At 72.6% G+C, this 22,740-nt stretch carries 20 protein-coding genes; 10 read left to right on the top strand and 10 right to left on the bottom strand.

Features of this window, described 5'->3' with window-relative positions; all coding sequences use genetic code 11:
- The 5 genes from VIM26_RS13045 (at position 1) to fdxA (ending at position 4,527) form a co-directional block, all read left to right on the top strand.
- Positions 1–1,086: an ABC transporter substrate-binding protein gene (locus VIM26_RS13045; protein WP_331951835.1), complete on the top strand. Its 1,086-nt coding sequence runs from the start codon at positions 1–3 to the stop codon at positions 1,084–1,086.
- A 2-nt stretch (positions 1,087–1,088) separates the two neighbouring features.
- Positions 1,089–1,907 (top strand): ABC transporter ATP-binding protein, encoded by an 819-nt coding sequence (locus VIM26_RS13040; RefSeq protein ID WP_331951833.1) that lies wholly within the window; start codon positions 1,089–1,091, stop codon positions 1,905–1,907.
- A complete protein-coding gene (locus VIM26_RS13035) occupies positions 1,894–2,826 on the top strand; it encodes an ABC transporter permease (RefSeq protein ID WP_331951831.1) in 933 nt (310 codons plus the stop codon). The genes VIM26_RS13040 and VIM26_RS13035 overlap by 14 nt, the downstream gene beginning before the upstream one ends.
- Positions 2,823–4,103: a uroporphyrinogen-III C-methyltransferase gene (gene cobA, locus VIM26_RS13030; RefSeq protein WP_331951829.1), complete on the top strand. Its 1,281-nt coding sequence runs from the start codon at positions 2,823–2,825 to the stop codon at positions 4,101–4,103. Before VIM26_RS13035 ends, cobA begins: the two co-directional genes overlap by 4 nt.
- 94 nt (positions 4,104–4,197) lie before the next feature.
- Positions 4,198–4,527 carry a ferredoxin gene (gene fdxA, locus VIM26_RS13025; protein ID WP_331951827.1) on the top strand — a complete coding sequence of 110 codons (330 nt, stop codon included), beginning with the start codon at positions 4,198–4,200 and terminating at the stop codon, positions 4,525–4,527.
- Positions 4,528–4,684: 157 nt separating this feature from the next.
- Here fdxA and VIM26_RS13020 read toward each other — a convergent pair whose 3' ends face one another.
- From VIM26_RS13020 to VIM26_RS13005, 4 genes are all read right to left on the bottom strand, one after another.
- Positions 4,685–5,365 carry a GNAT family N-acetyltransferase gene (locus tag VIM26_RS13020; protein WP_331951825.1) on the bottom strand — a complete coding sequence of 227 codons (681 nt, stop codon included), beginning with the start codon at positions 5,363–5,365 and terminating at the stop codon, positions 4,685–4,687.
- On the bottom strand, positions 5,362–7,326 hold the full coding sequence (locus tag VIM26_RS13015) for a prolyl oligopeptidase family serine peptidase (RefSeq protein ID WP_331951823.1): 1,965 nt from the start codon (positions 7,324–7,326) through the stop codon (positions 5,362–5,364). The genes VIM26_RS13020 and VIM26_RS13015 overlap by 4 nt, the downstream gene beginning before the upstream one ends.
- Positions 7,327–7,883: 557 nt before the next feature.
- On the bottom strand, positions 7,884–8,600 hold the full coding sequence (locus tag VIM26_RS13010; RefSeq protein WP_331951821.1) for a response regulator transcription factor: 717 nt from the start codon (positions 8,598–8,600) through the stop codon (positions 7,884–7,886).
- Positions 8,600–9,877: a PspC domain-containing protein gene (locus VIM26_RS13005; RefSeq protein ID WP_331951819.1), complete on the bottom strand. Its 1,278-nt coding sequence runs from the start codon at positions 9,875–9,877 to the stop codon at positions 8,600–8,602. The genes VIM26_RS13010 and VIM26_RS13005 overlap by 1 nt, the downstream gene beginning before the upstream one ends.
- A 136-nt stretch (positions 9,878–10,013) precedes the next feature.
- On the opposite strand from VIM26_RS13005, the gene VIM26_RS13000 reads away from it, so the two are divergent.
- Positions 10,014–11,441 carry a PspC domain-containing protein gene (locus tag VIM26_RS13000; RefSeq protein WP_331951817.1) on the top strand — a complete coding sequence of 476 codons (1,428 nt, stop codon included), beginning with the start codon at positions 10,014–10,016 and terminating at the stop codon, positions 11,439–11,441.
- Positions 11,438–12,073 (top strand): hypothetical protein, encoded by a 636-nt coding sequence (locus tag VIM26_RS12995; RefSeq protein WP_331951815.1) that lies wholly within the window; start codon positions 11,438–11,440, stop codon positions 12,071–12,073. The genes VIM26_RS13000 and VIM26_RS12995 overlap by 4 nt, the downstream gene beginning before the upstream one ends.
- Before the next feature lie 366 nt (positions 12,074–12,439).
- Here the strand turns inward: VIM26_RS12995 and VIM26_RS12990 are convergent, their stop codons facing one another.
- The 5 genes from VIM26_RS12990 to VIM26_RS12970 all read right to left on the bottom strand — a co-directional run bounded on the left by VIM26_RS12990 (position 12,440) and on the right by VIM26_RS12970 (position 17,245).
- Positions 12,440–13,018 (bottom strand): hypothetical protein, encoded by a 579-nt coding sequence (locus VIM26_RS12990; RefSeq protein WP_331951813.1) that lies wholly within the window; start codon positions 13,016–13,018, stop codon positions 12,440–12,442.
- A gap of 128 nt (positions 13,019–13,146) precedes the next feature.
- Positions 13,147–14,319: a glycosyltransferase family 4 protein gene (locus VIM26_RS12985; RefSeq protein WP_331951811.1), complete on the bottom strand. Its 1,173-nt coding sequence runs from the start codon at positions 14,317–14,319 to the stop codon at positions 13,147–13,149.
- Positions 14,320–14,340: 21 nt separating this feature from the next.
- Positions 14,341–15,267, bottom strand: a complete 927-nt coding sequence (locus VIM26_RS12980; RefSeq protein ID WP_331951856.1) for a Ppx/GppA phosphatase family protein — start codon at positions 15,265–15,267, stop codon at positions 14,341–14,343.
- A 23-nt stretch (positions 15,268–15,290) separates the two neighbouring features.
- Positions 15,291–16,874 (bottom strand): glutamine-hydrolyzing GMP synthase, encoded by a 1,584-nt coding sequence (gene guaA, locus VIM26_RS12975; RefSeq protein ID WP_331951809.1) that lies wholly within the window; start codon positions 16,872–16,874, stop codon positions 15,291–15,293.
- On the bottom strand, positions 16,871–17,245 hold the full coding sequence (locus tag VIM26_RS12970) for a DUF3817 domain-containing protein (RefSeq protein ID WP_331951807.1): 375 nt from the start codon (positions 17,243–17,245) through the stop codon (positions 16,871–16,873). Before VIM26_RS12970 ends, guaA begins: the two co-directional genes overlap by 4 nt.
- Before the next feature lie 219 nt (positions 17,246–17,464).
- Between VIM26_RS12970 and VIM26_RS12965 the strand changes: the two genes are divergently transcribed.
- The 3 genes from VIM26_RS12965 (at position 17,465) to arfB (ending at position 21,586) form a co-directional block, all read left to right on the top strand.
- Positions 17,465–19,252, top strand: coding sequence for an ABC transporter ATP-binding protein (locus tag VIM26_RS12965; protein WP_331951805.1), 1,788 nt, complete (start codon positions 17,465–17,467; stop codon positions 19,250–19,252).
- Positions 19,233–20,966 carry an ABC transporter ATP-binding protein gene (locus VIM26_RS12960; protein ID WP_331951803.1) on the top strand — a complete coding sequence of 578 codons (1,734 nt, stop codon included), beginning with the start codon at positions 19,233–19,235 and terminating at the stop codon, positions 20,964–20,966. The genes VIM26_RS12965 and VIM26_RS12960 overlap by 20 nt, the downstream gene beginning before the upstream one ends.
- 191 nt (positions 20,967–21,157) lie before the next feature.
- Positions 21,158–21,586 (top strand): alternative ribosome rescue aminoacyl-tRNA hydrolase ArfB, encoded by a 429-nt coding sequence (gene arfB / locus VIM26_RS12955; protein WP_331951801.1) that lies wholly within the window; start codon positions 21,158–21,160, stop codon positions 21,584–21,586.
- Positions 21,587–21,681: 95 nt separating this feature from the next.
- Here arfB and VIM26_RS12950 read toward each other — a convergent pair whose 3' ends face one another.
- Positions 21,682–22,650: an SURF1 family protein gene (locus VIM26_RS12950; protein WP_331951799.1), complete on the bottom strand. Its 969-nt coding sequence runs from the start codon at positions 22,648–22,650 to the stop codon at positions 21,682–21,684.
- Positions 22,651–22,740 lie beyond the last annotated feature (90 nt).

Here is a 22,740-nt window from a genome sequence, read left to right as displayed (position 1 = left end):
ATGCGCCCCTTCTCCAGCTCCAGCCGATCCCGATCGTTGCGGGCCGTCACCGCTCTCGCGATGATCCCGCTGCTCGCCGCCCTCGCCGCCTGCTCGCCCGCGTCAGCTTCGAAGGGCGACTCGGGACCCGCCGACGCGCTGCGGCTCGGGTACTTCGCGAACGTGACGCACGCGCCGGCGCTCGTCGGGGTCTCCAAGGGCCTGTTCGCCAAGGAGCTCGGCAAGACCAAGCTGAAGACGCAGGTGTTCAACGCCGGGCCGGCCGCGATCGAGGCGCTCAACGCCAACGCGATCGACGCCGCGTTCCTCGGTCCGAGCCCGGCCATCAACGGGTTCATCAAGAGCCACGGCGAGTCGCTGCAGATCATCTCCGGTTCGACGTCGGGCGGCGCCCAGCTCGTGGTGCGGCCCGGCATCAAGACCGCCGCGGACCTCAAGGGCGCCGAGCTCGCGACCCCGCAGCTCGGCGGCACGCAGGACGTCGCGCTGCGGTCCTGGCTGACGTCGAAGGGGCTGAAGAACTCGATCAGCGGTGGTGGCGACGTGACCATCACGCCGACCGACAACGCCCAGACGCTCCAGCTGTTCCAGGACGGCAAGATCGACGGCGCGTGGCTGCCGGAGCCCTGGGCGTCGCGCCTCGTGGTCGACGCCAACGCGAAGGTGCTCGTCGACGAGAAAGACCTGTGGGCGGGCGGCAAGTTCCTCACCACCAACCTGATCGTGAGCAAGAAGTTCCTTGGCGAGCACCCCGCCACCGTCGAGGCGCTGCTGCGCGGCACGGTGGACTCGGTGGACTGGCTCAAGGCCAACCCCAAGGATGCGCCGGGCGTGGTCAACGCGGAGATCGCCAAGACCGCGGGCAAGCCGCTCTCCGATGCGGTGCTCGCTCGGGCCTTCACGAACATCAGCTTCTCCGTCGATCCGCTGGCCGGCACCCTCGACAAGCTGCTGGCCGCCGGCGTCACGGCCGGCACCACCGAGAAGGCGTCGCTGGACGGCATCTACGACCTGCGCCTGCTGAACAAGGTGCTCAAGGAGAAGGGCCAGCCCGCGGTCTCCTCCGCCGGGCTGGGCCAGGAGTGAACATGACGACAGCCGAGCCCCGGATCGCCGCGTCCGCTCCCGCTCCCGCGTTGAGCGGGGCGGGCGTGGCTCCCGAGCTGCCCGCCGCCGTGCGCCTGCGCGGGGTGACCAAGCGGTTCGCGGCGAACGGCCCGGACGTGCTCGACGGGATCGACCTCACGATCGCGCCCGGCGAGTTCGTCTGCCTGCTCGGCGCGTCGGGGTGCGGCAAGTCGACCCTGCTGAACATCGTCGCCGGGCTGGAGCCCGCGACGTCGGGCACGGTCCAGGTGGCCGGTGACGGCGCGGCGCTGATGTTCCAGGAGGCCGCGCTGCTGCCGTGGCTCACCGCCCAGCGCAACGTCGAGCTCGCGCTGCGACTGCGCGGGGTCGGGCGGGTCGAGCGCAAGGAGAAGGCGTCGGAGCTGCTCGACCTGGTGCACCTCGGTGCGGCGGGCAACAAGGCCGTGCACGAGCTGTCCGGCGGCATGCGCCAGCGCGTCGCGCTGGCCCGGTCGCTCGCCCAGGAGCGCAACGTGCTGCTCATGGACGAGCCGTTCGGGGCCCTGGACGCGATCACCCGGGACCTGCTGCACGTCGAGCTCGAGCGCATCTGGCTCGCGACCGGTCGGACGGTCGTGTTCATCACGCACAACGTCCGCGAGGCGGTCCGGCTCGGGCAGCGCGTGCTGCTGATGTCCAGCCGGCCCGGGCGGATCGTGCGCGAGTGGCAGGTCGATGTGCACGGGGAGCGCAGAATCGAAGCCCCCGAGGTCGGCGCCCTGGCCGTCGAGATCACCGACCACCTCCGAGAGGAGATCCGCCGCCATGCCGCCATCTGAGCTCACGACGCCGCCCGACGCCGGGACGGCTGCGACCGCCGTCGCGGACCGCTCGACCGCGGAGGCGCTCGCCCTCGAGGCCGGGCTCGACGCCCTGCAGACCGCACCGGCCCCCGGCGCGCGGCGCGGCCGCGACCGGTTCTGGTCCGTGCTCGCCCCCCTGCTCGCGCTCGTGATCCTCATCGCGGGCTGGCAGGTGTTCGTCTGGTCCGGGGTCAAGCCGGACTACATCGTGCCGAGCCCGCTCGAGGTCGTGCACCAGTTCGGCATCGCGTGGGGGAACGGGCAGGTCCAGAAGGCCCTGCTGACCTCGCTCGAACGCGGCATCGTCGGGTTCGGCATCTCGGTGCTGATCGCGACGCCGATCGGCATCCTGGTGGCCCGGGTCCGCTGGGTGCGGATGTCGTTCGGCCCGCTGATCACCGGGCTCCAGGTGCTGCCGTCGGTGGCCTGGGTGCCTGCGGCGATCCTGTGGTTCGGACTGACGAACGCGACCGCCTACTTCGTCATCCTGATGGGCGCGATCCCGTCGATCATCAACGGTCTGGTCGCCGGCGTCGACCAGGTACCGCCGCTGTACCGCCGGGTCGGGGCGGTGCTGGGCGCGAACCCGGTCGAGCTGGTGCGGCACGTGATCCTGCCCGCCGCGCTGCCCGGGTACGTCGCCGGGCTCAAGCAGGGCTGGGCGTTCTCGTGGCGGTCCCTGATGGCTGCCGAGATCATCGCCGTCGGCGGGGAGATCGGGTTCGGACTCGGCTCGCTGCTGCAGCAGGGCCGCGAGGTCCAGGACATGTCCGTCGTGCTCGTCGCGATCCTGCTCATCCTGGCCGTGGGGATCCTCGTCGAGCTGCTCGTGTTCGCGCCGCTCGAGCGGGGCCTGCTGCGCCGCCGGGGGCTCGCCGCCGAGACGGCTCGATGAGCGTGGACGTCGCGCCCGCGAACCCCGGCTACCCGCTGACGCTGCGGGTCGCCGGGCGGCTCGTGGTGGTCGTCGGGGGCGGGCCGGTCGCGGCGCGCCGGGTCCGCGGGCTCGTCGAGGCGGGCGCGCAGGTGCGGGTCGTCGCGCCGGGCGTCGTCGACGAGATCGCGGTGCTGGCGGCCGACGGTGTCGTGACGTGGGAGCCGCGCGAGTACCGCGCCGGGGACCTGGACGGCGCGTGGCTGGTGCACACCGCGACCGGGGTCGCGGCCGTGGATGCTGCCGTCGCGCAGGACGCCGACTCTGCGCGGGTGTGGTGCGTCCAGGCGTCGGACGCTCAGGCGTCCGGGGCGTGGGTGCCCGCGGTGGCGCGCGTGGACGACGTCGTCGTTGCGGTGAACGCGGGCGGGGATCCGGGGCGTGCGGTCGCGGTGCGCAACGCGGTGGCCTCGTTGCTGCACAGCGGCGAGCTGCCGCTGCGGCGGTTCCGGCGACGTGCGGCCGACGGCGAGCGGGTCGAGGTCGGGTCGGTCGCGCTGGTCGGCGGCGGACCGGGCGACCCGGACCTGCTGACCGTCCGGGGGCGACGGCTGCTTGCCGAGGCCGACGTCGTCGTCGTCGACAAGCTCGCGCCGCGGGCCGTGCTGAGCGAGCTGGCGCCCGACGTCATCGTGATCGACGTCGGCAAGTCGCCCGGGCACCACGCGGTGCCGCAGGACAGGATCAACGCCCTGCTCGTCGAGCATGCGCTCGCCGGTCTGCGGGTGGTGCGGCTCAAGGGCGGCGACCCGTACGTCTTCGGCCGCGGCTCCGAGGAGAGCGCGGTGTGCCGGGCGGCCGGGGTGCCCGTCGAGATCGTGTCCGGCGTGACCAGCGCGATCTCGGTGCCGGCCGCGGCCGGGATCCCGGTCACGCACCGGGGGATCTCGCGCGGGTTCACCGTGCTCACCGGGCATGAGGAGATCGGCGCGATCCCCCCGACCGAGGACCACACCGTCGTCCTGCTGATGGGGGTCAGCCTGCTGGCCAAGACCTGCAGCGCGCTGGTCGCCGCCGGGCGGTCCGCGGACACCCCGGTCGCGGTGATCGAGGACGGCTTCGGCCCCGGCCAGCGCGTCACGACCGGGACCCTGGCGACCATCGCCGAGCGGGCCTTTCTGGTCGGCGTAAAACCGCCCGCCGTGACCGTGATCGGCGGCGTGGTCCGACAGTCCCCCGCCTGGGTGGCACAGGGCGGCACGCTCGTCCCCGAGAAACCCGGCCGGCACAACCCCTGATCCTTCTTCGACCGACCCGACCGGCCGCCGCCGTCGGGCACCCGCATTCGGCGCTCCTCGCGCCTGACTCCGCTCTCCCGGAAGGACCCCGCTCGTGACCTACGTGATCGCCCAGCCCTGTGTCGACGTCAAGGACAAGGCGTGCATCGACGAGTGCCCCGTCGACTGCATCTACGAAGGCAAACGCTCGCTGTACATCCACCCCGACGAGTGCGTCGACTGCGGTGCCTGCGAGCCGGTCTGCCCGGTCGAGGCCATCTACTACGAGGACGACACCCCCGAGCAGTGGAGCGAGTACTACAAGGCGAACGTCGAGTTCTTCGACGACATCGGCTCGCCGGGCGGCGCCGCGAAGATGGGCATGATCGACAAGGACCATCCCATCATCGCGACCCTCCCGTTGCAGGTCGTCACCCACGACTGACCCACCTCCTGACCCACCCGCAACACCCGCAACACCCGCTAACGTCCGAGCGTTGACGTCCTATAGGACGTCAACGCTCGGACGTTAGCGGCAAGTGGACCCTGCTGAGAGGACTTCGCTCTCGGCGAGGGCTGTCGTCAGAGGATCGGGACGATCACTAGCTCAGCCCGAGGAAGCTCCGCAGCTGGGCAACGCCGTGGACCGTGAGGTCGTGCTCCGGCCGGTTGAAGTACTCCGGGGTCAGGACGAGCTTCTCCTGAAGAACCATCTCGCCCGCACGCCGCTTCAGACGAACGGCGCCGTTGCCCTGGTATCCGACCTTCCGTGACACGGCAAGCGAGGCGGGATTATCCGCAAACGCGGCCGAGGTCATCTGCTCGGCACCCATGAAATCGAACATGAACGCGCAGATGACCTGTCGCATCAAGGTCCCGGTTCCCTTGCCGTGATGCTTCCTGCCGAGCCAGGACCCCGTCTCGCCGGTCCGCGTGATCGTGAAGTCTCGTGTGGAGATGCCCTGGCAGCCAACAATCTCTCCGTCGCGACGGACGGCCATCTCCAGGTTCCAGCATTCGGGAGCCATGGCCGCGCGCTGTGACCAGTGGTACTGCAAGAATCGCCGGCCGACTTCTTTCGGCGTACCGGTCGTCCAGAGCGTGTCAAACGGAACCGCGCCGGGATCGTGCACGCCGCAGAGCACCACCTCGACCAGCTCGGCGAGGTCATCATCGCGAACCGGAGTCAGCGCGAGTGGCCCGCACATGATTTCCAGGCCGAACGGAGGCCATTGCCGCTCGATCGGGGTCGCGTTCGGGCTGCGCTCTGGCGTAGGCGTCACGCGGGAGATCCTGACAGACCGGCGGACCGTGTCGTGAGCTCAAGGCGCGGCACCCCAGGCGGCTCGAACCCGAGCACCTGCCCGTAGAACGAGAGCTCGGCCTCCAGCGCCGCAACAACGGTCTCCGCCTTCCGGAACCCGTGCTGCTCCCCCGCGAACAGCAGGTACGCGTGCGGGATCCCCTTGCGCACCAGCGCGTCGCGGAACAGCTCGGACTGCGACGGTGGCACGACCTCGTCCTGGTCGCCCTGGAGCAGCAGCACCGGGCAGCTCAGCTCGTCCACGTGGCTCAGCGGCGCGCGCTCGATGTACCGCTCGCGGGTCTGGGGCAGCGGACCGATGAGTCCGTCGAGGTAGCGCGACTCGAAGTCGTGCGTGTCCGCGGCGAACTGCAGCAGTTCCGCCACGCCGTAGTACGACGCGCCGGCGGCGAACGCGTCCGTGCGGGTGAGGGCCGCGAGCACGGTCCAGCCGCCCGCGCTCCCGCCGCGGATGACGAGGCGATCGCCGTCGGCCCGGCCGGCGGCGACGAGGGCGCGCGCGGCGGCGACGCAGTCCTGCACGTCGACCACGCCCCACTGCTCGCGCAGTGCGTTGCGGTAGGCGCGCCCGTAGCCGCTCGAGCCGCCGTAGTTCACGTCCAGCACGCCGATGCCGCGGCTGGTGAAGAACGCCTTCTCCACGCTCAGCGAGGCGACCGACTGCGCCGTCGGGCCACCGTGCACGAGCACCACGTACGGCGGGAGCTCCCCCACGGGCCCGACCGCGTCGGGGTGGGTCGGCGGGTAGACCAGCGCGTGCACGATCCGGCCGTCCGGCCCGGCCAGCGCCTCGTCGGTGGGCACGGGCAGCCACCTCGTGTCGGGAACCGTCGCGTGATGGTCGACGACGTCCACCGAGCCGCCCGCGAGGTCGACGACGACGACCGCCGCCGGCGCGGTCGGTGACATCCCGACGCCCACGACGAGGCCGTCCCGGGCGCGCAGGGAGGACTGGAACGAGCCGAACGGCACATCGACGTCGACCAGGGTTCCGTTGCGCGGATCCAGCACCGCGAGCGCCGCGCGTCCGACGCCGTGGGTGACGGCGAGCCGGCCGTCGTCGAGCACGGCGTAGGTCGTCTGACCGAGCTGCCAGAGCGGGGCGCCGAACTCCTCCTCCGCGGCGTGCAGGGTTTCGAGAGGCCCACCTGCCAGACGCACGCGCACGAGGTTCCACCAGCCGCTGCGGTCGGTCACCGCGTAGAGCGTGGCCGAATCGGCCCATTCCGGCTGGAGGACGGCCTCCGCGACGCCGCCGAGGAGGGTGCGCGGCCGGCCGATCGTGCCATCGGAGTTGATCGGCGCGACGCGGAGCTCGGTGCCGTCCCAGGGCATGGACGGATGGTCCCAGGCGAGCCAGGCCAGGTGGGCGCCGTCGGGCGAGACGCGCGGATGGGCGAGGAACTGGCTGCCGCCGACGAGCTCGCGGACGGCCTGCGAGCCGTCCAGCGGCACTGCCACCAGGTGCCGGCGCACGACGCCGTCGTCGTGCCGCTCGCGGACGCACCAGAGCTCGTCGCCGACGACGGTCAGGTCGGCGTACCGCAGCGCGGCGGGGTGGGACGGCTCGGGGGTCAGCGGGACGGGGTCGGTGGAACCAGGTGCGAGTCGCCACACCCGCTGGTCGGCGAAGTTGCAGAACACCAGCGCGCCGCCGACGACGAGCCAGCTCAGGCCGCCGTACTCATGGACGCGGGTTCGGGCGTTCCAGGGCGCCGGCAGGACGTCGTGCTGGTGTCCGTCGGCATCCCGGCGGACGACGACCTGGCGCCCGGACTGTGCGGCGCGACCCTCCGTCCACCAGACCTCGGGCGGCGCGCCGTCGGTGGTCGGGACGAGCTGGGGAAAGGCCGGGCGCACTCCCCCGGCGACGTCGGCGGCGGAGATCGGAGACGGCCAGGCGCCGTAGGGGGTGCTCACGAGAGCGAGCCTGCCACGGCCCGACGATCTGACGGCGCGTCGCGACGAACTGGGAGTTGTTGTCCCATTTGTGGCGAAAATACGGCAACGACTCCCAGTTCGCGGCGCGAGCGGCCCGAGGGCGGCGGTGTCGACTGCGGGCCGAACGTCGGTGTCGACGGCGGGCTCGGCCCGTTAGCACCGTGGGGTGGGCGGGGCTCAGTGCATCGCTCTGTGCATCAAAAGTGCAGTGAATGAGACGTTTTGGTGCACTTTCGCTGCACTGAGGGCTGCACAGAGCGCTGCACTGAGGTCGAGCCGGCCGGCTGCCCGGACAGCGGGCCTTCGGGGCAGGTCGCCGGGACGACGGGGGCAGCGAGCCCACGAATTCGGAGGTGTCGAAGAACTCGGAGGTGTCGAAGAACTCGGAGACGTCGACACGGACACTGTTCGATCGGCGAAACTCGCGGGCGCAAACCCGCGATCTCCGATTCGCGCCGCGAACTGGGACTTGTTGTCCTATTTCGGCTCTTTGACGACAACAACTCCCAGTTCGTGGTGGAAGCCCAGCGGGGCCCTCAGAGCAGGCGGCGCGCCGCGGCCCAGCGGGTCAGCTCGTATCTCGAGGACAGCTGGAGCTTGCGGAGCACCGCCGAGACGTGCGTCTCGACGGTCTTGATCGAGATGAACAGCTCCGAGGCGACCTCGCGGTAGCTGTACCCGCGGGCGATCAGGCGCATCACCTCACGCTCGCGCGCCGAGAGCCGGTCGAGCTCGTCGTCGGCGATCGCGACATCCCCGGCGACGGTCCCGAACGCGTCGAGCACGAACCCGGCCAGTCGCGGCGAGAAGACCGCATCGCCGCCGGCGACCCGCACGACCGCGTCGCACAGGTCCGGTCCCGAGATCGCCTTGGTGACATACCCGCGGGCGCCCGCGCGGATGACCGCGACCACGTCCTCCGCGGCGTCGGACACCGACAGCGCGAGGAACCGGGTGGTCGCGAGCAGGTCGGCGCACGAGGCGATGACCTCCGCGCCGCCGCCGCCGCCGTTGCCGCCGGGCAGGTGCACGTCGAGCAGCACGACGGGCGGGGCCAGCGCCCGGACGCGGGCGATCGCCGACTCGACGTCGTCGGCCTCCCCGACGACGTTGACCCGCGCGTCCAGCGACGCCCGCACGCCCGTGCGGAACATCAGGTGGTCATCGACCAGCACGACGTCCACGGGCACCACCGACCGACCGCCGGTCGGCGCCTGCCCCGTGCCGTTCGCCACCGGTGCCTGCTCGTTCATCAGCTTCCATTCCTCGTCTCGCCCTCGGTGCGCACCGGGATGCGCAGGTGAACCTCGGTCCCGCGGTCCGGGCGGGACGTGACCGTCGCCGTCCCGCCGCGGCGGCGCACGCGGCCCATGATGGACTCCCGGACCCCGAACCGGTCCATCGGCACCGCGTCCAGGTCGAACCCGTCGCCCCGGTCCCGCACGAACACCTCGACGCCGTCGGGCGCGACCTCCAGGTACAAGGACACCGGCGGCCTGCCGTGCACGACGGCGTTCACGAGGGCCTCGCGGGTCGCCTGCAGCAGGGCCTCCGTATCCGCGTCGGGCACCCGGTCCCCGACGACGACGGCCTCGACCGCGACCGCGCGGCCGTCCTCGACCTCTCCGACGACCGCGCGCAGCGCCGCGGCCAGGGACGTGCCCGGGTCGGTCCGGTCGTCGTAGAGCCACTCGCGCAGCTCGCGCTCCTGCGCGCGAGCCATCCGGGCGACCTCGGCGGGCTGGTCGGCCCGGGCCCGGATCAGGGCGAGGGTCTGCAGCACCGAGTCGTGCAGGTGCGCGGCGATGTCGGCGCGCTCTGCTTCCCTGGCCCGCGCGGCCCGCTCGTCGCCCAGCTCGCGGACCAGCCGCAGCCACCAGGGTGCGAGCACGATCACCGCACCCACGAGCACCGCGAGGGACGCGACCGCCGATCGGAGCAGGTCGGTGACCGGAGCCTCCTGGGCCACCAGGAGCAGCACCCCGACCGCGACGAGCACCATGCCGCCGACCAGGCGGAGCACGCTCACCGGGGTCCGCCCGCCGGCGCGCGAGAGCCAGCGCTCGCGCTGCACGCGGTCGAGCTGGCTCCAGGCCATCGCCGTCCCGGAGAGCAGGATCAGCGTCGGCACGACCCAGGAGATCTCGATGTGCGCGCCCCGGCGGATCGCGATGAGCAGGCCGGCGCCGATCAGCAGGATCAACCCGATCCCGATGTCCGTGACCGGCACGGGCCGACCCTCGGCGCGCAGCCGCGGCGCGAGGCGCGACATTGCGGCGGGGCGCTCCTCGCCGGCGGCGGCCGCCGGGTCCCCGGTCGGCACGGTGACCCAGAGGAACACGTAGAGCGCGAGTCCCGCCCCGTACGCGAACGAGCCGGCCATCATGACCAGCCGCACGAGACCGACCCGCACCCCGAGGTGCGCGGCGATCCCCGCGCAGACCCCGGCGATCCGCCGTCCGTGCACGGGTCGGCGCAGCGGGAGCCGAGCCGGCGGCGAAGGCCGCGAGGTCCCGGTGATCGAGGTCATGCTCCGATCGTCACACGTCATGGGGGTAACCAGGGTGAATCCGGGGTCTGACCAGGGGCATCGGGGCCGACTTTCAGGGTGCGTTCAGGGTGATCCCCGATGGTCGGCGCACCCGGCGAGCGGCCACGATCGATCCATGGACACGACAACCCCTCCGCCGGCGGGCCAGCCGGCACCCCCACCGCCCGCTTTCGCGCAGCAGCGCTATGGGAGCGACGGCTTCTTCGACTCGATGCGGCGCCTCGGCGTCGTCCGCACGCAGGACCGCTGGATCGGTGGCGTCGCGGGTGGAGTCGCCCTGCGGATCGGCATCGACCCGCTGCTCGTCCGCGGCATCTTCGCCATCACCGCACTGTTCGGCGGCGCCGGCCTCATCCTCTACGGGCTCGCGTGGGCGCTGCTGCCCGAGCAGGTCGACGGCCGAATCCATCTTCAGGAGACGATCCGCGGCCGGTTCGACGCCGCGCTGCTCGGGGCGATCGCGCTGTTCGTGATCGGGATCAGCTGGCGCAACGGGTGGTGGCACAACGGCACGTTCAACGGGCTGCTGTGGCTCGCGGCCGTCCTCGCGATGATCGCGATCATCGTTGCGGCCGTGCGGCAGCGCGGAGCCAACCGACGGGCGGCCGGACCGAAGGCCCCCTGGACCGGTCCGGGCTTCCCACCCGCACCCGGTGCGCAACCGTACGGTCCGACACCCCCGCCGCCCGCGCCGGGCCGTGGCTACCCGACGCCGCCCGCCGGCTACACCGCAGCGCCGGCCAGCGGCTACACCTACCCCCCGGCCGGCGGGTACGCCGGACCGCCCGCGGGCGGGTACGCCGGACCGCCCGCGGACTACGCCCCGGTGCCGCCCGTGCCACCGATCCCCCCAAAGCCGCTCAAGCCCCGCGTCTACGGACCGGGCCGGGCCGCCATCCGCGCCGTCGTCGGACTCACCCTGCTCGCCCTCGCGGTGCTGCTGATCCTCGACCGGAACGGGACCCTCGACTGGCCCGTCGCGCTGACCGCAGCGGGCATCGGGATCATGCTGGCCGGGCTCGGGATCGCCATCGCAGGCTTCCGCGGCCGCCGCAGCGGGACCCTCGGGTTCCTGGCCATCGTCGCCATCGTGCTCGCCGTCCCTGCCTCGATCGCCGACCAGTCGCCGTGGTCGGGCCCGTCGGACAACGTCCGGTTCCTCGTCTCCGACGGCGCGTGGACGCCGACCACCGTCGCCGACGCGCGGAAGGGTCTCGCGGTCGCGGTCGGCGACGTCAACGTCGACCTCACCCAGCTCCCCATCACGGCGGGCCGTGCCACCGCGGTCACCGTGCCGATCAGCCTCGGCGCCGGCGACGTGACGGTGACCGTGCCGAGTGACGCCGCGGTGACCGCCAACGTCCGGGTCCGGGCCGGCGACATCCGGTGGGATGTCGACCCGACCCAACGGATCAGCTCCGTCTCCGACTCACAGTCCTACGACTTCGCGAGCAGCGAGGTCACCGCGAGGACGAGCCCCGAGCTCGCCATCCAGATCGACGCCGGCGCGGCCTCCGTCCGCGTCGTGGAGGAGAACCGATGAGTACCGACCAGCCCCGTCCCGACGCGGACGAGCCCACTGAGCATTCCGACCGCACGCCCGACGACGGCGCCGCGACCATCCAGTTCGAGCACACCGACGAGACGGCAGCGCCGACGGTCCAGCCCGAGGAGACGGCGGCGCCGACGGTCGAGCTGCAGGCAGACCCCAGCACGCAGTACGAGACGACGCAGTACCCGACGATGCAGTACGAGACCACGGAGTACCCGACGACGCAGTACCCGACGGCGCCCTACTCGGCGCCGCAGGCAACCGACCCGGCGTACGCCGCACCGCGGGACACCGCGCCGGTGGCAGCCGCTCCGGTGTACACAGAGCCGTTCGCCACGATCCCGACCTCACCGCCGGCGGTTGCACCAGTGGTGAGCGAAGAGTCGAGCGAAACGTCGAGCGCGGCAGCGTCGAGCGCGGCTGTCGAACCGGCCCGTCCGGGCGTTCGGGTCGGGACCGTGGTCTGGGGCCTGATCCTCGCGGTCATCGGCGCGGGCGTGTTCGCCGTCGCGGCGGGGGCCCAGCTGGACCTCGAGCTGGCGGCGATCGGGCTGCTCGCACTGGGCGGCATCGGGCTGCTGGCGGGATCGATCGCGACCAGCGCTCGCCGTCGGCCGCGCTGACGGACCCCGCGGCCGACGACCCCGCACCCACAAGGAAGCACCGCACCACCAGGCTCATGCCCGGTGGTGCGGTGCTCTTGCGGGTGTCGGGGCTCCGGGCTGCGGGTCAGGCCTGAGCGGCAACCGGAACGTCGGCTTCTGCGGGAGCCAGCTTCGCGGCCGGCGTCACCGTCGTGGTGGTCGTGGTCGTGGTCGTCGGCATGCGCGCGAGGCTATCCCGGGACCGACCGCCGCTCGAACAGGGTCCACACAGCGAAACACCGCACCACCTGCACGAATGCTGGTGATGCGGGCGCCTTTGGGGTAGTTCCGGGCGATGCGGCGGAGGTGCGGGCCGAGGCTGTGCGCCGCGGCCCGCGACTCGGGTCAGGCCCGCGCGCCGACCGGGCTGGGGACGCCCGGCGCCTCGGTGACGACGGTGGTGGTCGAGACGGACCGGATGGCGAAGCCGAGGAGCGCGAAGATCAGGCCGAGGCCGATGACCAGTGCTGCGACCCCGTAGGAGATCACCGAGCTGAACAACGCGGTCCGCAGGAACGCACCGTTCATCACGTTCGTGCGGGCGGTGGCGAGGGCGACGACGCCCGGGTCGACGGCGATGTCCGCCTCGCTGGTGCCGGCGGCGGCGAGCTTGGCCTTGAGGGCCTTGGCTGCGTCACCGATCTGGGCGTAGGTCTTGCCGTTGCCGGCGGTGAGGGAGTGGTGCTTGATCGCGTTGGCCTGTGCGTAGGCGGTGAACGGGCCGGCGACGGGCTTGTCGGCGAGCGCACCGGGAGCCTCGGGGGTCACGGCAGCGACGGTGATGTGCTCGTCCTTCAGCTGCGAGGTCACGAGGGACCAGGTGGCCCCACCCGCGACGATCATGATGATCCCCGCGAGGATCGTGAAGAGCGCGATGAGCTTGACCGCTGGACTGGTGGAATTGGTGGTCGTGGTGCTGGACATATCCGTTCCCTTCGAGGAACAAAGTGACTTCGGGCCTTCAAGCACCAGACCCGAGAACCTTCATCGGCTCACAGGTGCAATGCTCCCGGTCACTTGTTCCTCCGGATCGGGACCTAGGTCACGTTTCTTCAGCGACTATTTTGAAGCGCTATCCGCAGGCTGCGGGCCCGCGCATACTCGGCCCCGGCAGCCGCCAAGACGCGGTCCCAGCCCAGGTCAGGGCGCACAGCGCGGTTGTGAGCGGTGATGTCGGCGAGCAGCTTCCGGTCGCGGATCAACCGGACAATTGCGGCACTCAGACCCTCGTCATCGTCGACGAGTAGGCCGTTGGTCCTATCCTCGACAAAGCTCGAAATCCCCGTGCTGCGTCGCGCGACGACCGCAAGGCCGGCCACCCGCGCCTCCAGCGCGGCGATTCCGAACGACTCCAGCTCCGCGGGTGCGAGGAATACGTCCGCCTCGTCGTACGCCGCGCGCACCTCCCCCCGGGCCAGGCGCCCGCGCAGCCGCACGACGTCGTCCAGGCCGAGCCGCGAGACCCGGTCCGCGACCCGGGCCAGCGCGGGCCCGCCACCGATCACGTCGAGCCGCAGCGCACCGGGCTCGAGCTGCGCGACGGCGGTCGCGACGGCCTCGATGAGCGGGACGGCGCGCTTGCGGGGCGCCAGCCGCATCGTGGCGACGAACCGGACGGGCCCGCCGGATCCCGCGGACCCGGCGTCGGCCACCGCCTGATCGGCTCCGGATCCGGGCCGGGGCGCCCAGGCGTCGAGGTCCAACCCGTTCGGGACGACCGCGACGTGCGTCCCGAAGACCCCCGCGACCCCCGCCGCAGCGACGTCGCTGACCGCGCTGAGGGCGATCGCCCGGCGGTTCCACCCGGTCAGCCGGGCGCCGACCCGCAGCGCGCCGACGACGCCGTCGAGCATGCAGTGCCAGGTGATCGCGACGGGGAGGTCCTGGGCGAGCGCGACTCGTGCGCCGTCGTACGCGAAGGGTGAGAGCACCCCCGCGTGCACGTGCACGACGTCGGGGCGCCACGCACGCAGCGCGGCGGCGATCAGCCGGGACTCGGCCGGGTTGACCGGCAGCTCGAACGGCAGGCGCGCACCGAGCCGGTGCACGGCGACCCCACGCTCGATGTCGACCACCCCGCCGCGCTCGCCGCCCGCACCGAGCGTCGCGGTGAGCACGTGCACGTCGTGGCCCGCCGCCGCCTGGCGCGCGGCGAGGTCGCTGACCTGCGACTCGATGCCGCCGGTCCGGGGGAGGTAGGTGTCAGAGAGATGAGCGATCCGCACGCGGCAAGGGTACGGCGCGAATCAGCCCAGCTCGTCGAGGCGGCGCAGGATGATCCCCTCGCGCAGCGCCCACGGGCAGATCTCGACCTCGCGCACCCCGAAGGCACGCATCGCCTGCTCCGCGACGATGCCACCGGCGACGATCTGCGCGGTCCGCTCCGGGGTGATCCCCGGCAGCGCGGTGCGCGCCTCGGCTGGGATCGCGGCGAGCCGCGGGACCCAGTCCGCGAGCGCGGACCGCCGCAGCAGCACCCGGTCGTCCGGCCCGACGCCGTCGTGCGAGGAACCCGCGAGGCGGGCCAGCGAACGGAACGTCTTGCTGGTGCCGACCACGTGATCCGGGCCGTCGAGCGAGGCGAACTGCTTGCTCACCTCGTCCAGCACCGAGCGCGCGTGCTTGCGCAGCTCCTCGACCTGGGTCGACGTCGGCGGGTCGTCGGGCAGGAAGCCGATCGTCGAGCGGCCCGCGCCGAGCGGCACGGACGTCGCGAGATCGGGGTACTCGTCGATCCCGGACGCGATCTCGAGCGAGCCGCCGCCGATGTCGAGCAGCAGGATCCGCCCCGCCGACCAGCCGTACCAGCGCCGCACGGCGAGGAACGTGAGCCGGGACTCCTCGACGCCGCTCAGCACGCGCAGTGAGACGCCGGTCGCGCGTTCGATGTGCGCGAACACCGAGGCGCCGTTCGTGGCCTCGCGCAGCGCCGAGGTCGCGAACGGAAGCAGCTCCTCGACGTCCTCCTTCGTCGCGGCGTCCACCGCGCCGGCGATCGCGGCGGTGATCCGGTCGACGCCCTCGTCGCTGATCGCCCCGTCCGGCGTGAGGAACCGCATCAGCCGCACGACGGTCTTATGCGTCGCGCTCGGGACCGGCGCGGCACCGGGGTGCGCGTCGACCACGAGCAGGTGGACGGTGTTGGAGCCGACGTCGAGCACGCCGAGGCGCACCGTGGCCGCCTTCCGCGAGGGCTTCACTCCCACTCGATGGTGCCCGGCGGTTTGCTCGTGACGTCGAGCACGACGCGGTTGACCTCGGGTACCTCGTTGGTGATGCGGGTCGAGATGATCGCGAGCACGTCGTACGGCAGCCGCGTCCAGTCCGCGGTCATCGCGTCCTCAGAGCTGACCGGGCGCAGCACGATCGGGTGCCCGTACGTGCGGGCGTCGCCCTGCACGCCGACCGAGCGCACGTCACCGAGCAGGACCACCGGGCACTGCCAGATCTCGCGGTCCAGCCCCGCCCTGGTGAGCTCCTCGCGTGCGATGGCGTCCGCCGCGCGCAGCACCTCGAGCCGCTCGGCGGTGACCTCACCGACGATCCGGATGCCCAGACCCGGTCCGGGGAACGGCTGGCGCCAGACGATCGCCTCGGGCACCCCGAGCTCGAGCCCGACGGCGCGCACCTCGTCCTTGAACAGGGCCCGCAGCGGCTCGACGAGGGAGAACTTCAGGTCGGCGGGCAGGCCGCCGACGTTGTGGTGGCTCTTGATGTTCGAGGTGCCCTCGCCCCCGCCGGACTCGACGACGTCCGGGTACAGCGTGCCCTGGACCAGGAACTTCACGTCCTCGCCCGCCGAGCCGGCCGCGGCCACGATGTCGCGCGCCGCCTGCTCGAAGACCCGGATGAACTCTCGGCCGATGATCTTGCGCTTGGTCTCCGGGTCGCTCACGCCGGCGAGCGCGGTGAGGAACCGCTCGCGAGCGTCCACGACGACGAGTTGGACACCGGTCGCGGCCACGAAGTCGGTCTCGACCTGCTCCGCCTCGCCGGCGCGCAGCAGCCCGTGGTCGACGAACACGCAGGTCAGCTGATCGCCGACGGCCTTCTGTACGAGTGCCGCGGCCACCGAGGAGTCCACCCCGCCGGACAGGCCGCAGATCACCCGGGCATCGCCGACCTGGGCGCGAATGAACTTGACCTGGTCGGTGATGACGTTGCCGGGGTTCCAGGTGCCCTTGAGGCCGGCGCCGTCGTACAGGAAGTTCTCCAGCGCACGCTGGCCCTGCGGGGAGTGCTTGACCTCGGGGTGCCACTGCATCCCAAACAGCCGGCGCTCGCGGTTCTCGAATGCCGCCACGGGCGACCCCGGGGACATCGCGAGCACGGTGAAACCGTCCGGCGCGCCCTGCACGGAGTCACCGTGGCTCATCCAGACCTCTTGCTGGGCGGGCGAGCCGGCGAGCAGCTCGCCGGAGTCCGCGACCGAGACCGAGGTGCCGCCGTACTCGCTGCGGCCGGTGTGCGCGACGGTGCCGCCGAGCGCCTGGGCCATCGCCTGGAATCCGTAGCAGATGCCGAGGATCGGGACCCCGGTGTTGAACAGCTCCGGATCGACCGACGGCGCGCCGTCGGCGTAGACGCTCGACGGCCCTCCGGACAGGATGATCGCGGCCGGGTGCTTGGCGAGCATCTGCTCGACCGTGGCCGTGTGCGGGACGATCTCGGAGTACACGTTGGCCTCGCGCACGCGGCGCGCAATCAGTTGCGCGTACTGCGCCCCGAAGTCGACAACGAGAACGGGCCGCTGCGGGGGCAGCTTGGGGGGTGAGGTCACGGCTCCAGGGTACGTGCCGGGCCGAGCAGGACGTCGGCGTCGCGGTGCACGCGGCGCTCGACGATGAAGGACATCACTGGGACCGCGCCGCCGAGCACCATCGTGATGAGGCGGCCGTAGCCCCAGCGCATCCTCGACCAGACGTCCAGCACGACCACCAGGTACGCCATGTAGACGAAGCCGTGCACCATGCCGATCCAGCTGAAGCCCTCCAGACCGGCCAGGTACTTCAGCGCGATCTCGAGGGAGAAGATCAGCAGCATCGCGCCGGTGACCCAGGCCATCACGCGATAGCGGCCGACGGCGGTTCGCGCCCGCTCCGGTTCGCGCACGGTCGGGGCGGACTTGATCGGTACAGGCAGGCTCGGCATGCCCCCGATCATCCCCCATCCCACCCGCCTCACGCCAAGCCCCTGCTCAACGCGTCAGGCGTTGCGCGCCCCCTGGCCCGCGCAACGCCTGACAAGTCCAAGAGCACCACATGTGTCAGCCCGAACGCGGTCCCTGGACCGCGCAACTGCTGACAAGTCGAGACGGGGTGCCGATTAATGCTTGGGTTGTTGTGGGTCGGCGCGCCTACCGTCCTTCTCGTGCGCACACTCCCCCTGGCCGATCCCGGCACCCCGCCGCTGACCTCGCCACTCGCCTTCCTCTGGTGGCAGGCGCGCGCCCAGTCGGGCATCCTGCTCGCCTCCGTCGCGGTGGGCATCGTGGGCAACGTGGCCGGGGCGTTCATGCCGTACGTGGTCGGCCGGATCGTCGACGGCGGCCTGAGCGACGGACTCTCCCCCGCACTGCTCATCGGCTGCCTCGCGCTAGCGGCCGTCGGAACCGTGCAGATCCTGTGCAACGTGTTCGGCCACCGGCTCGACGTCGAGAACTGGCTCCGCGCGGCGTTCGCGTCCTCCCAGCTCATCGGGCACCACGTGACCCGCACCGGCGACGCGGTCACCGCCGAGCTGCCGACGGGCGAGGTCGTCGCGACGGTCGCCTCGGACGCGCTGCGGATGGGCGAGGTCTTCGCGATCGCGGCCCGCTTCGTCGGCGGGCTCGCCGCGTACGCCGCGATCGCCGTCGTGCTCATGCGCACCTCGGTGCTGCTCGGCGCGCTCGTGCTGATCGGCCTGCCGCTCGTGATCGGCCTGCTCGCGCTGCTCGTGCGCCCGCTGCAACGCCGTCAGGCCGCCCAGCGGGAGGCGGCCGGCCGGCTGACCACGCTCGGCGCCGACACCGTCTCCGGGCTGCGCATCCTGCGCGGCATCGGCGGCGAGGACGTGTTCGCGGGCCGGTACCGCGCGCAGTCCCAGACCGTGCGCGAGGCGGGAGTCCAGGTCGCCGCGACGCAGTCCCTGCTCGACGCGCTGCAGACCCTGCTGCCCGGGCTCTTCCTCGCCGCGGTCGTCTGGTTCGGCGCGCGCCTGGCGCTCGCGGGCGAGATCACCCCGGGCCAGCTCGTCGCGTTCTACGGCTTCGCGGCGTTCCTCACGGGGCCGCTGTGGACCGCGACCGAGGCGATGCGCATCGCGACGCGCGCGCACATCGGGGCCCGCAAGATCATCAACGTGCTCGCCGTGCCGGACACGTTCGCGGTCGACCGCGTGTTCGCGGTGGCCCCCGACCCGGGCGCGGACCTGCTGGACCCGGCGAGCGGGCTGCGCGTGCGGGCCGGTTCCCTGGTCGCGCTCGTGAGTGACGACCCGGACGAGACGGCTCGCATCGCGGCTCGGCTCGGCCGGTTCGACGACGGGGCCGACGCCGCCGCGGCGCAGGTCCGCTGGGGCGGGACCCTGCTCGCCGAGCTCTCCCTGGCGGAGATCCGCACGCGGATCGTCGTCGCGGAGTCCACCCCGCACCTGTTCACCGGCGCGCTGGCCGAGGAGCTGAACGTGCGCGGCCGGGCGGATGCGCAGGACCAGCTCCGAGCGCTCGCGGTCGCGGACGCGGCGGACGTGCTCGACTCCGTGCCCGGCGGCCTCGCGGGGCAGATCGCGGAGAAGGGGCGGTCGCTGTCCGGCGGGCAGCGGCAGCGGGTCGCGCTAGCCCGGGCGCTGCTCACCGAGGCGGAGGTGCTGGTGCTGATCGAGCCCACCAGCGCGGTCGACGCCCACACCGAGGCGCGGATCGCGCGGCGGCTGGTCGAGGCCCGCGCGGGTCGCACCACCGTCCTGGTCACCGCGAGCCCGCTCGTGCTCGACGCCGTCGAGGAGGTCGCGCTCGTGCGGGACGGCCGGGTCGTCGTCGTCGGGCAGCACCGGGCCCTGATCGACGCCGACTCACCCGACGGGCGCGCCTACCGCGCGGTCGTCTCGCGCACCGAAGATCACGACTCGCACGACGACGCCTTGGAGGAGGTCGGACATGTTGCTACCCGTCGCTGACGGTCCCGCGCTTCGGCGCTACACCGCCACGCTGCTTCGGCGGCACCAGGGCGGCCTGGCCGGCGTCGTCGTGCTGCACACGCTCGCGGCGACCGCGGCCCTCGCCGGCCCGTGGCTGCTCGGGCGCCTGATCGACGGCGTCATGCACGGCACGACGACGACGGCGATCGACCGGACCGTGGCCGTGCTGGTCGTCGCGGTGCTCGCGCAGACCGTGCTGATCCGCTACGCGCAGCGCGCAGCCATGGTGCTCGGCGAGACCGTGTTCGCGGACCTTCGCGAGGAGTTCCTCTCGACCGTGACGCGGCTGCCGCTGTCCACGGTCGAGCGGGCCGGCACGGGCGACCTGCTCGGGCGCTCGACGAACGACATCGACCGCGTGCAGTACACGGTCCGGTTCGGCGTGCCGCGCATCCTGGTCACCACCGCGACGATCATCCTGACGGCCGTGGCCGCGGTGCTCACGCACCCGGTCGCGTCCCTCGGGCTGCTCGCCGGGCTCCCCCTGCTGGTGGGGATCACCCGCTGGTACCTGCACCGAGCGGCGCCCGCGTACCTGCGGGAGTCCGCGGCGTACTCGACCCTGAACGGCACGATCACCGAGTCCGTCGAGGGTGCCCGCACCGTCGACGCGCTCGGGCTGGGCGCGCGCCGGCGGGCTCGGGTGGACGGCGACCTGCGTGAGGCGTTCAACGCCGAGGCGGCCACGCTGCGGCTGCGCACCGTGCTGTTCCCGGGGGTGGACACCGCGTTCCTGCTGCCCGTCCTCGCGGTGCTGGTCTGGGGCGCCTACCTGATCTCGACCGGCGGCGCCACGATCGGCGCGATCACCACGATCACGCTGTACGCGGTTCAGGTCATCCAGCCGACCGGCGAGCTGATCTTCTGGCTCGACGAGATCCAGGTCGGCGCGACGTCCCTCGCGCGCATCATCGGCGTGGCCGCGGTGCCGCCGGACCGCACCGCGGGTTCGGGGACGCCGGCGGACGAGCACGTCGTCGGGCGCGAGATCCGGTACGCCTACCGGCCGGGTCACGACGTGCTGCACGGGATCGACCTGGACCTGAGGGTCGGCGAACGGCTCGCCGTGGTCGGACCGTCCGGCGCGGGCAAGTCGACGCTCGGTCGCATGCTGGCCGGGATCCACCCGCCCACCGGCGGCGCGGTGACGGTCGGCGGGGTGCCGCTGGTGGACCTGGAGCTGGCCGACCTGCGCGGGCACGTGGCGCTGGTCACCCAGGAGCACCACGTGTTCGTCGGCACGATCGCGGACAACCTGCGCCTGGCCCGGGTGGGCGCGGACGACGCCGAGCTGGCCGACGCGCTCGACGCCGTCGATGCGTGGGGCTGGGTGCGGGCGATGCCCGACGGGTTGGCGACGGCGGTCGGCTCCGGCGGCGTCGTGCTCACGCCTGCGCAGGCCCAGCAGCTCGCGCTCGCCCGGCTCGTCCTGCTCGACCCGCACACGCTCGTGCTGGACGAGGCGACGTCGCTGCTCGATCCCCGAGCGGCCCGGCACCTGGAGCGGTCGCTGTCCGCGGTCCTCGAGGGCCGCACGGTGATCGCCATCGCGCACCGGCTGCACACCGCGCACGACGCCGATCGCGTCGCGGTGGTCGAGGCGGGCCGGATCAGCGAGATCGGTTCGCACGACGAGCTGGTGGCCGCGGACGGCGACTACGCCGCCCTGTGGCATTCCTGGCAGCGCGAGTAGCCAGCGAACAACCACGGAGGCTGACCGCCGCCTCCAGAGTCAGACCGTGCGCGGTCCCTGGGGCGCGCACGGTCTGACACCTCAAGCACCAGAGCACGTGTCAGCGGCAGCGCGGTCCCTGGGGCGCGCTGCGGGTGACACGTGGGGGTATTCAGGTCGACCCGAGGGTCGTGGTCGGGGATCCTTGAGGCATGTTCGGTCCGGTCACGTTGCGCGGCTCCGTCGTCGTGCCCGACGACGAGCTCTCCTGGCGGTTCTCGCGCTCGAGCGGCCCGGGCGGGCAGTCCGTGAACACCGCCGACTCGCGCGCCGAGCTGCTCTGGGACGCCGCCCACTCCCGCGCACTGTCCCCCGAGCTGCGCGAGCGGGTCCTGGAGCGGCTCGCCGGCCGGCTCGTCGGCGGGGTGCTGACCATCACGGCGTCGGAGTTCCGCTCGCAGCTGCGCAACCGCGAGGCGGCGCTCGCGCGCTTCGTCACCCTGCTCGACGCCGCCCTCGCGCCGCCCGGACCGCCGCGCCGGGCCACCCGCCCGAGCCGGGGCTCGCGGACCCGCCGGACCCAGTCCGAACGCCGCCGCCGCGAGATCAAGGCCCAGCGCCGCACGCCCCCAGCATCCTGAGCACCGCCACACCGACCCTTCCGCCGGCACCTTGACCTCAACGTCCGACCGCTGACGTCCTCACCAGCCACCCGCAACGTCCGAGCGTTGACGTCTTATAGGACGTCAACGCTCGGACGTTGTTGCGGCTTGTCCGCAACTGCGGGCTCGGTGGCCGGCTCCGCGATGCCGTCCCCGGCTGCCTCGTCGCGGACCATGCGCAGCCACAGGAACAGCGCGAACCCGGCGAAGATCCACCACTGGAACGCGTACGCGAGGTTCTGCACGTTCCAGTTCCCGCCCTCGCCGCCACCGAGCGTCGGCGGCCCGAGCAGCGCGAGGCCTGCCGGTTGCGCCGGTTGCGACTGCGCGAGCACGAGGTACCCCGAGTAGATCGGCCCGCCCCACGTGTTGACGAGCTGCGCGGAGCTGACGGCGTCGGTCTGCCCGGGCGGGCTGTCGGCACTCCCCGACGCCTCGGAGGACTGCAGGTGACCCGTGACGGTCACCTCGCCGTCGGGCACCGTGAGCAGAGCTCTGGCGTCCGCGGGGCTGGCGACCCAGCCGCGCACCACCGGCAGCACGGGGTCCGCCCCGGTCCACCCGGCGCGGCCGCCCGCATCGCTCACCCGCAACGGGGTCAGCACGAGGTACCCCACACGCCCGTCGAGCACGCGGTCGGCCACCAGAAGCTGACCGGCGGGCTCGTAGCGCCCACGCACGCGCACGTGCTCCCCGACGAGGTTGCCGCCGAACGACTCCTGCGGGGCCAGCACGTCACCGAGCGGCCCGGGCGCGGCCGCCTCCTGGGCCGCGACCTGCCGGCGCTCGACCTGCGCGCCGCGCTGCTCGGCCCGGTCCAGCTGCCAGACGCCGAGCCGCGCGCACAACGCCGCCATCCCGAGCAGCACGATGAGCACGACGAGTAGCCGCGGGCGCACGGCGGCGCGCAAGAGCGTGGTCGGTTCGCGCCGGGGCTCGGACGCCGAGCTCGCGGCACCAGCAGCACCCGCGGTATGCGCTGCCCCGTCGGGGACCGTGGCGGCGGTGGTCCCGGAGGCGGTCGACGGCTCTGACTCTGACACCCGAAGAACGCTACCCGGACCCAAACCGACCCCGGCGCCGCGAGTGCGCGATTTTGGCTGTTGAAAGCGGCCGATCAACAGCCAAAATCG

Origin of the sequence: Pengzhenrongella sp. (assembly GCF_036565025.1) — a bacterium.
GTDB lineage: Bacteria > Actinomycetota > Actinomycetes > Actinomycetales > Cellulomonadaceae > Pengzhenrongella.
The sequence above is the reverse complement of the archived record's forward strand: the minus strand, read 5'-3'. Positions and strand labels throughout refer to the sequence as shown.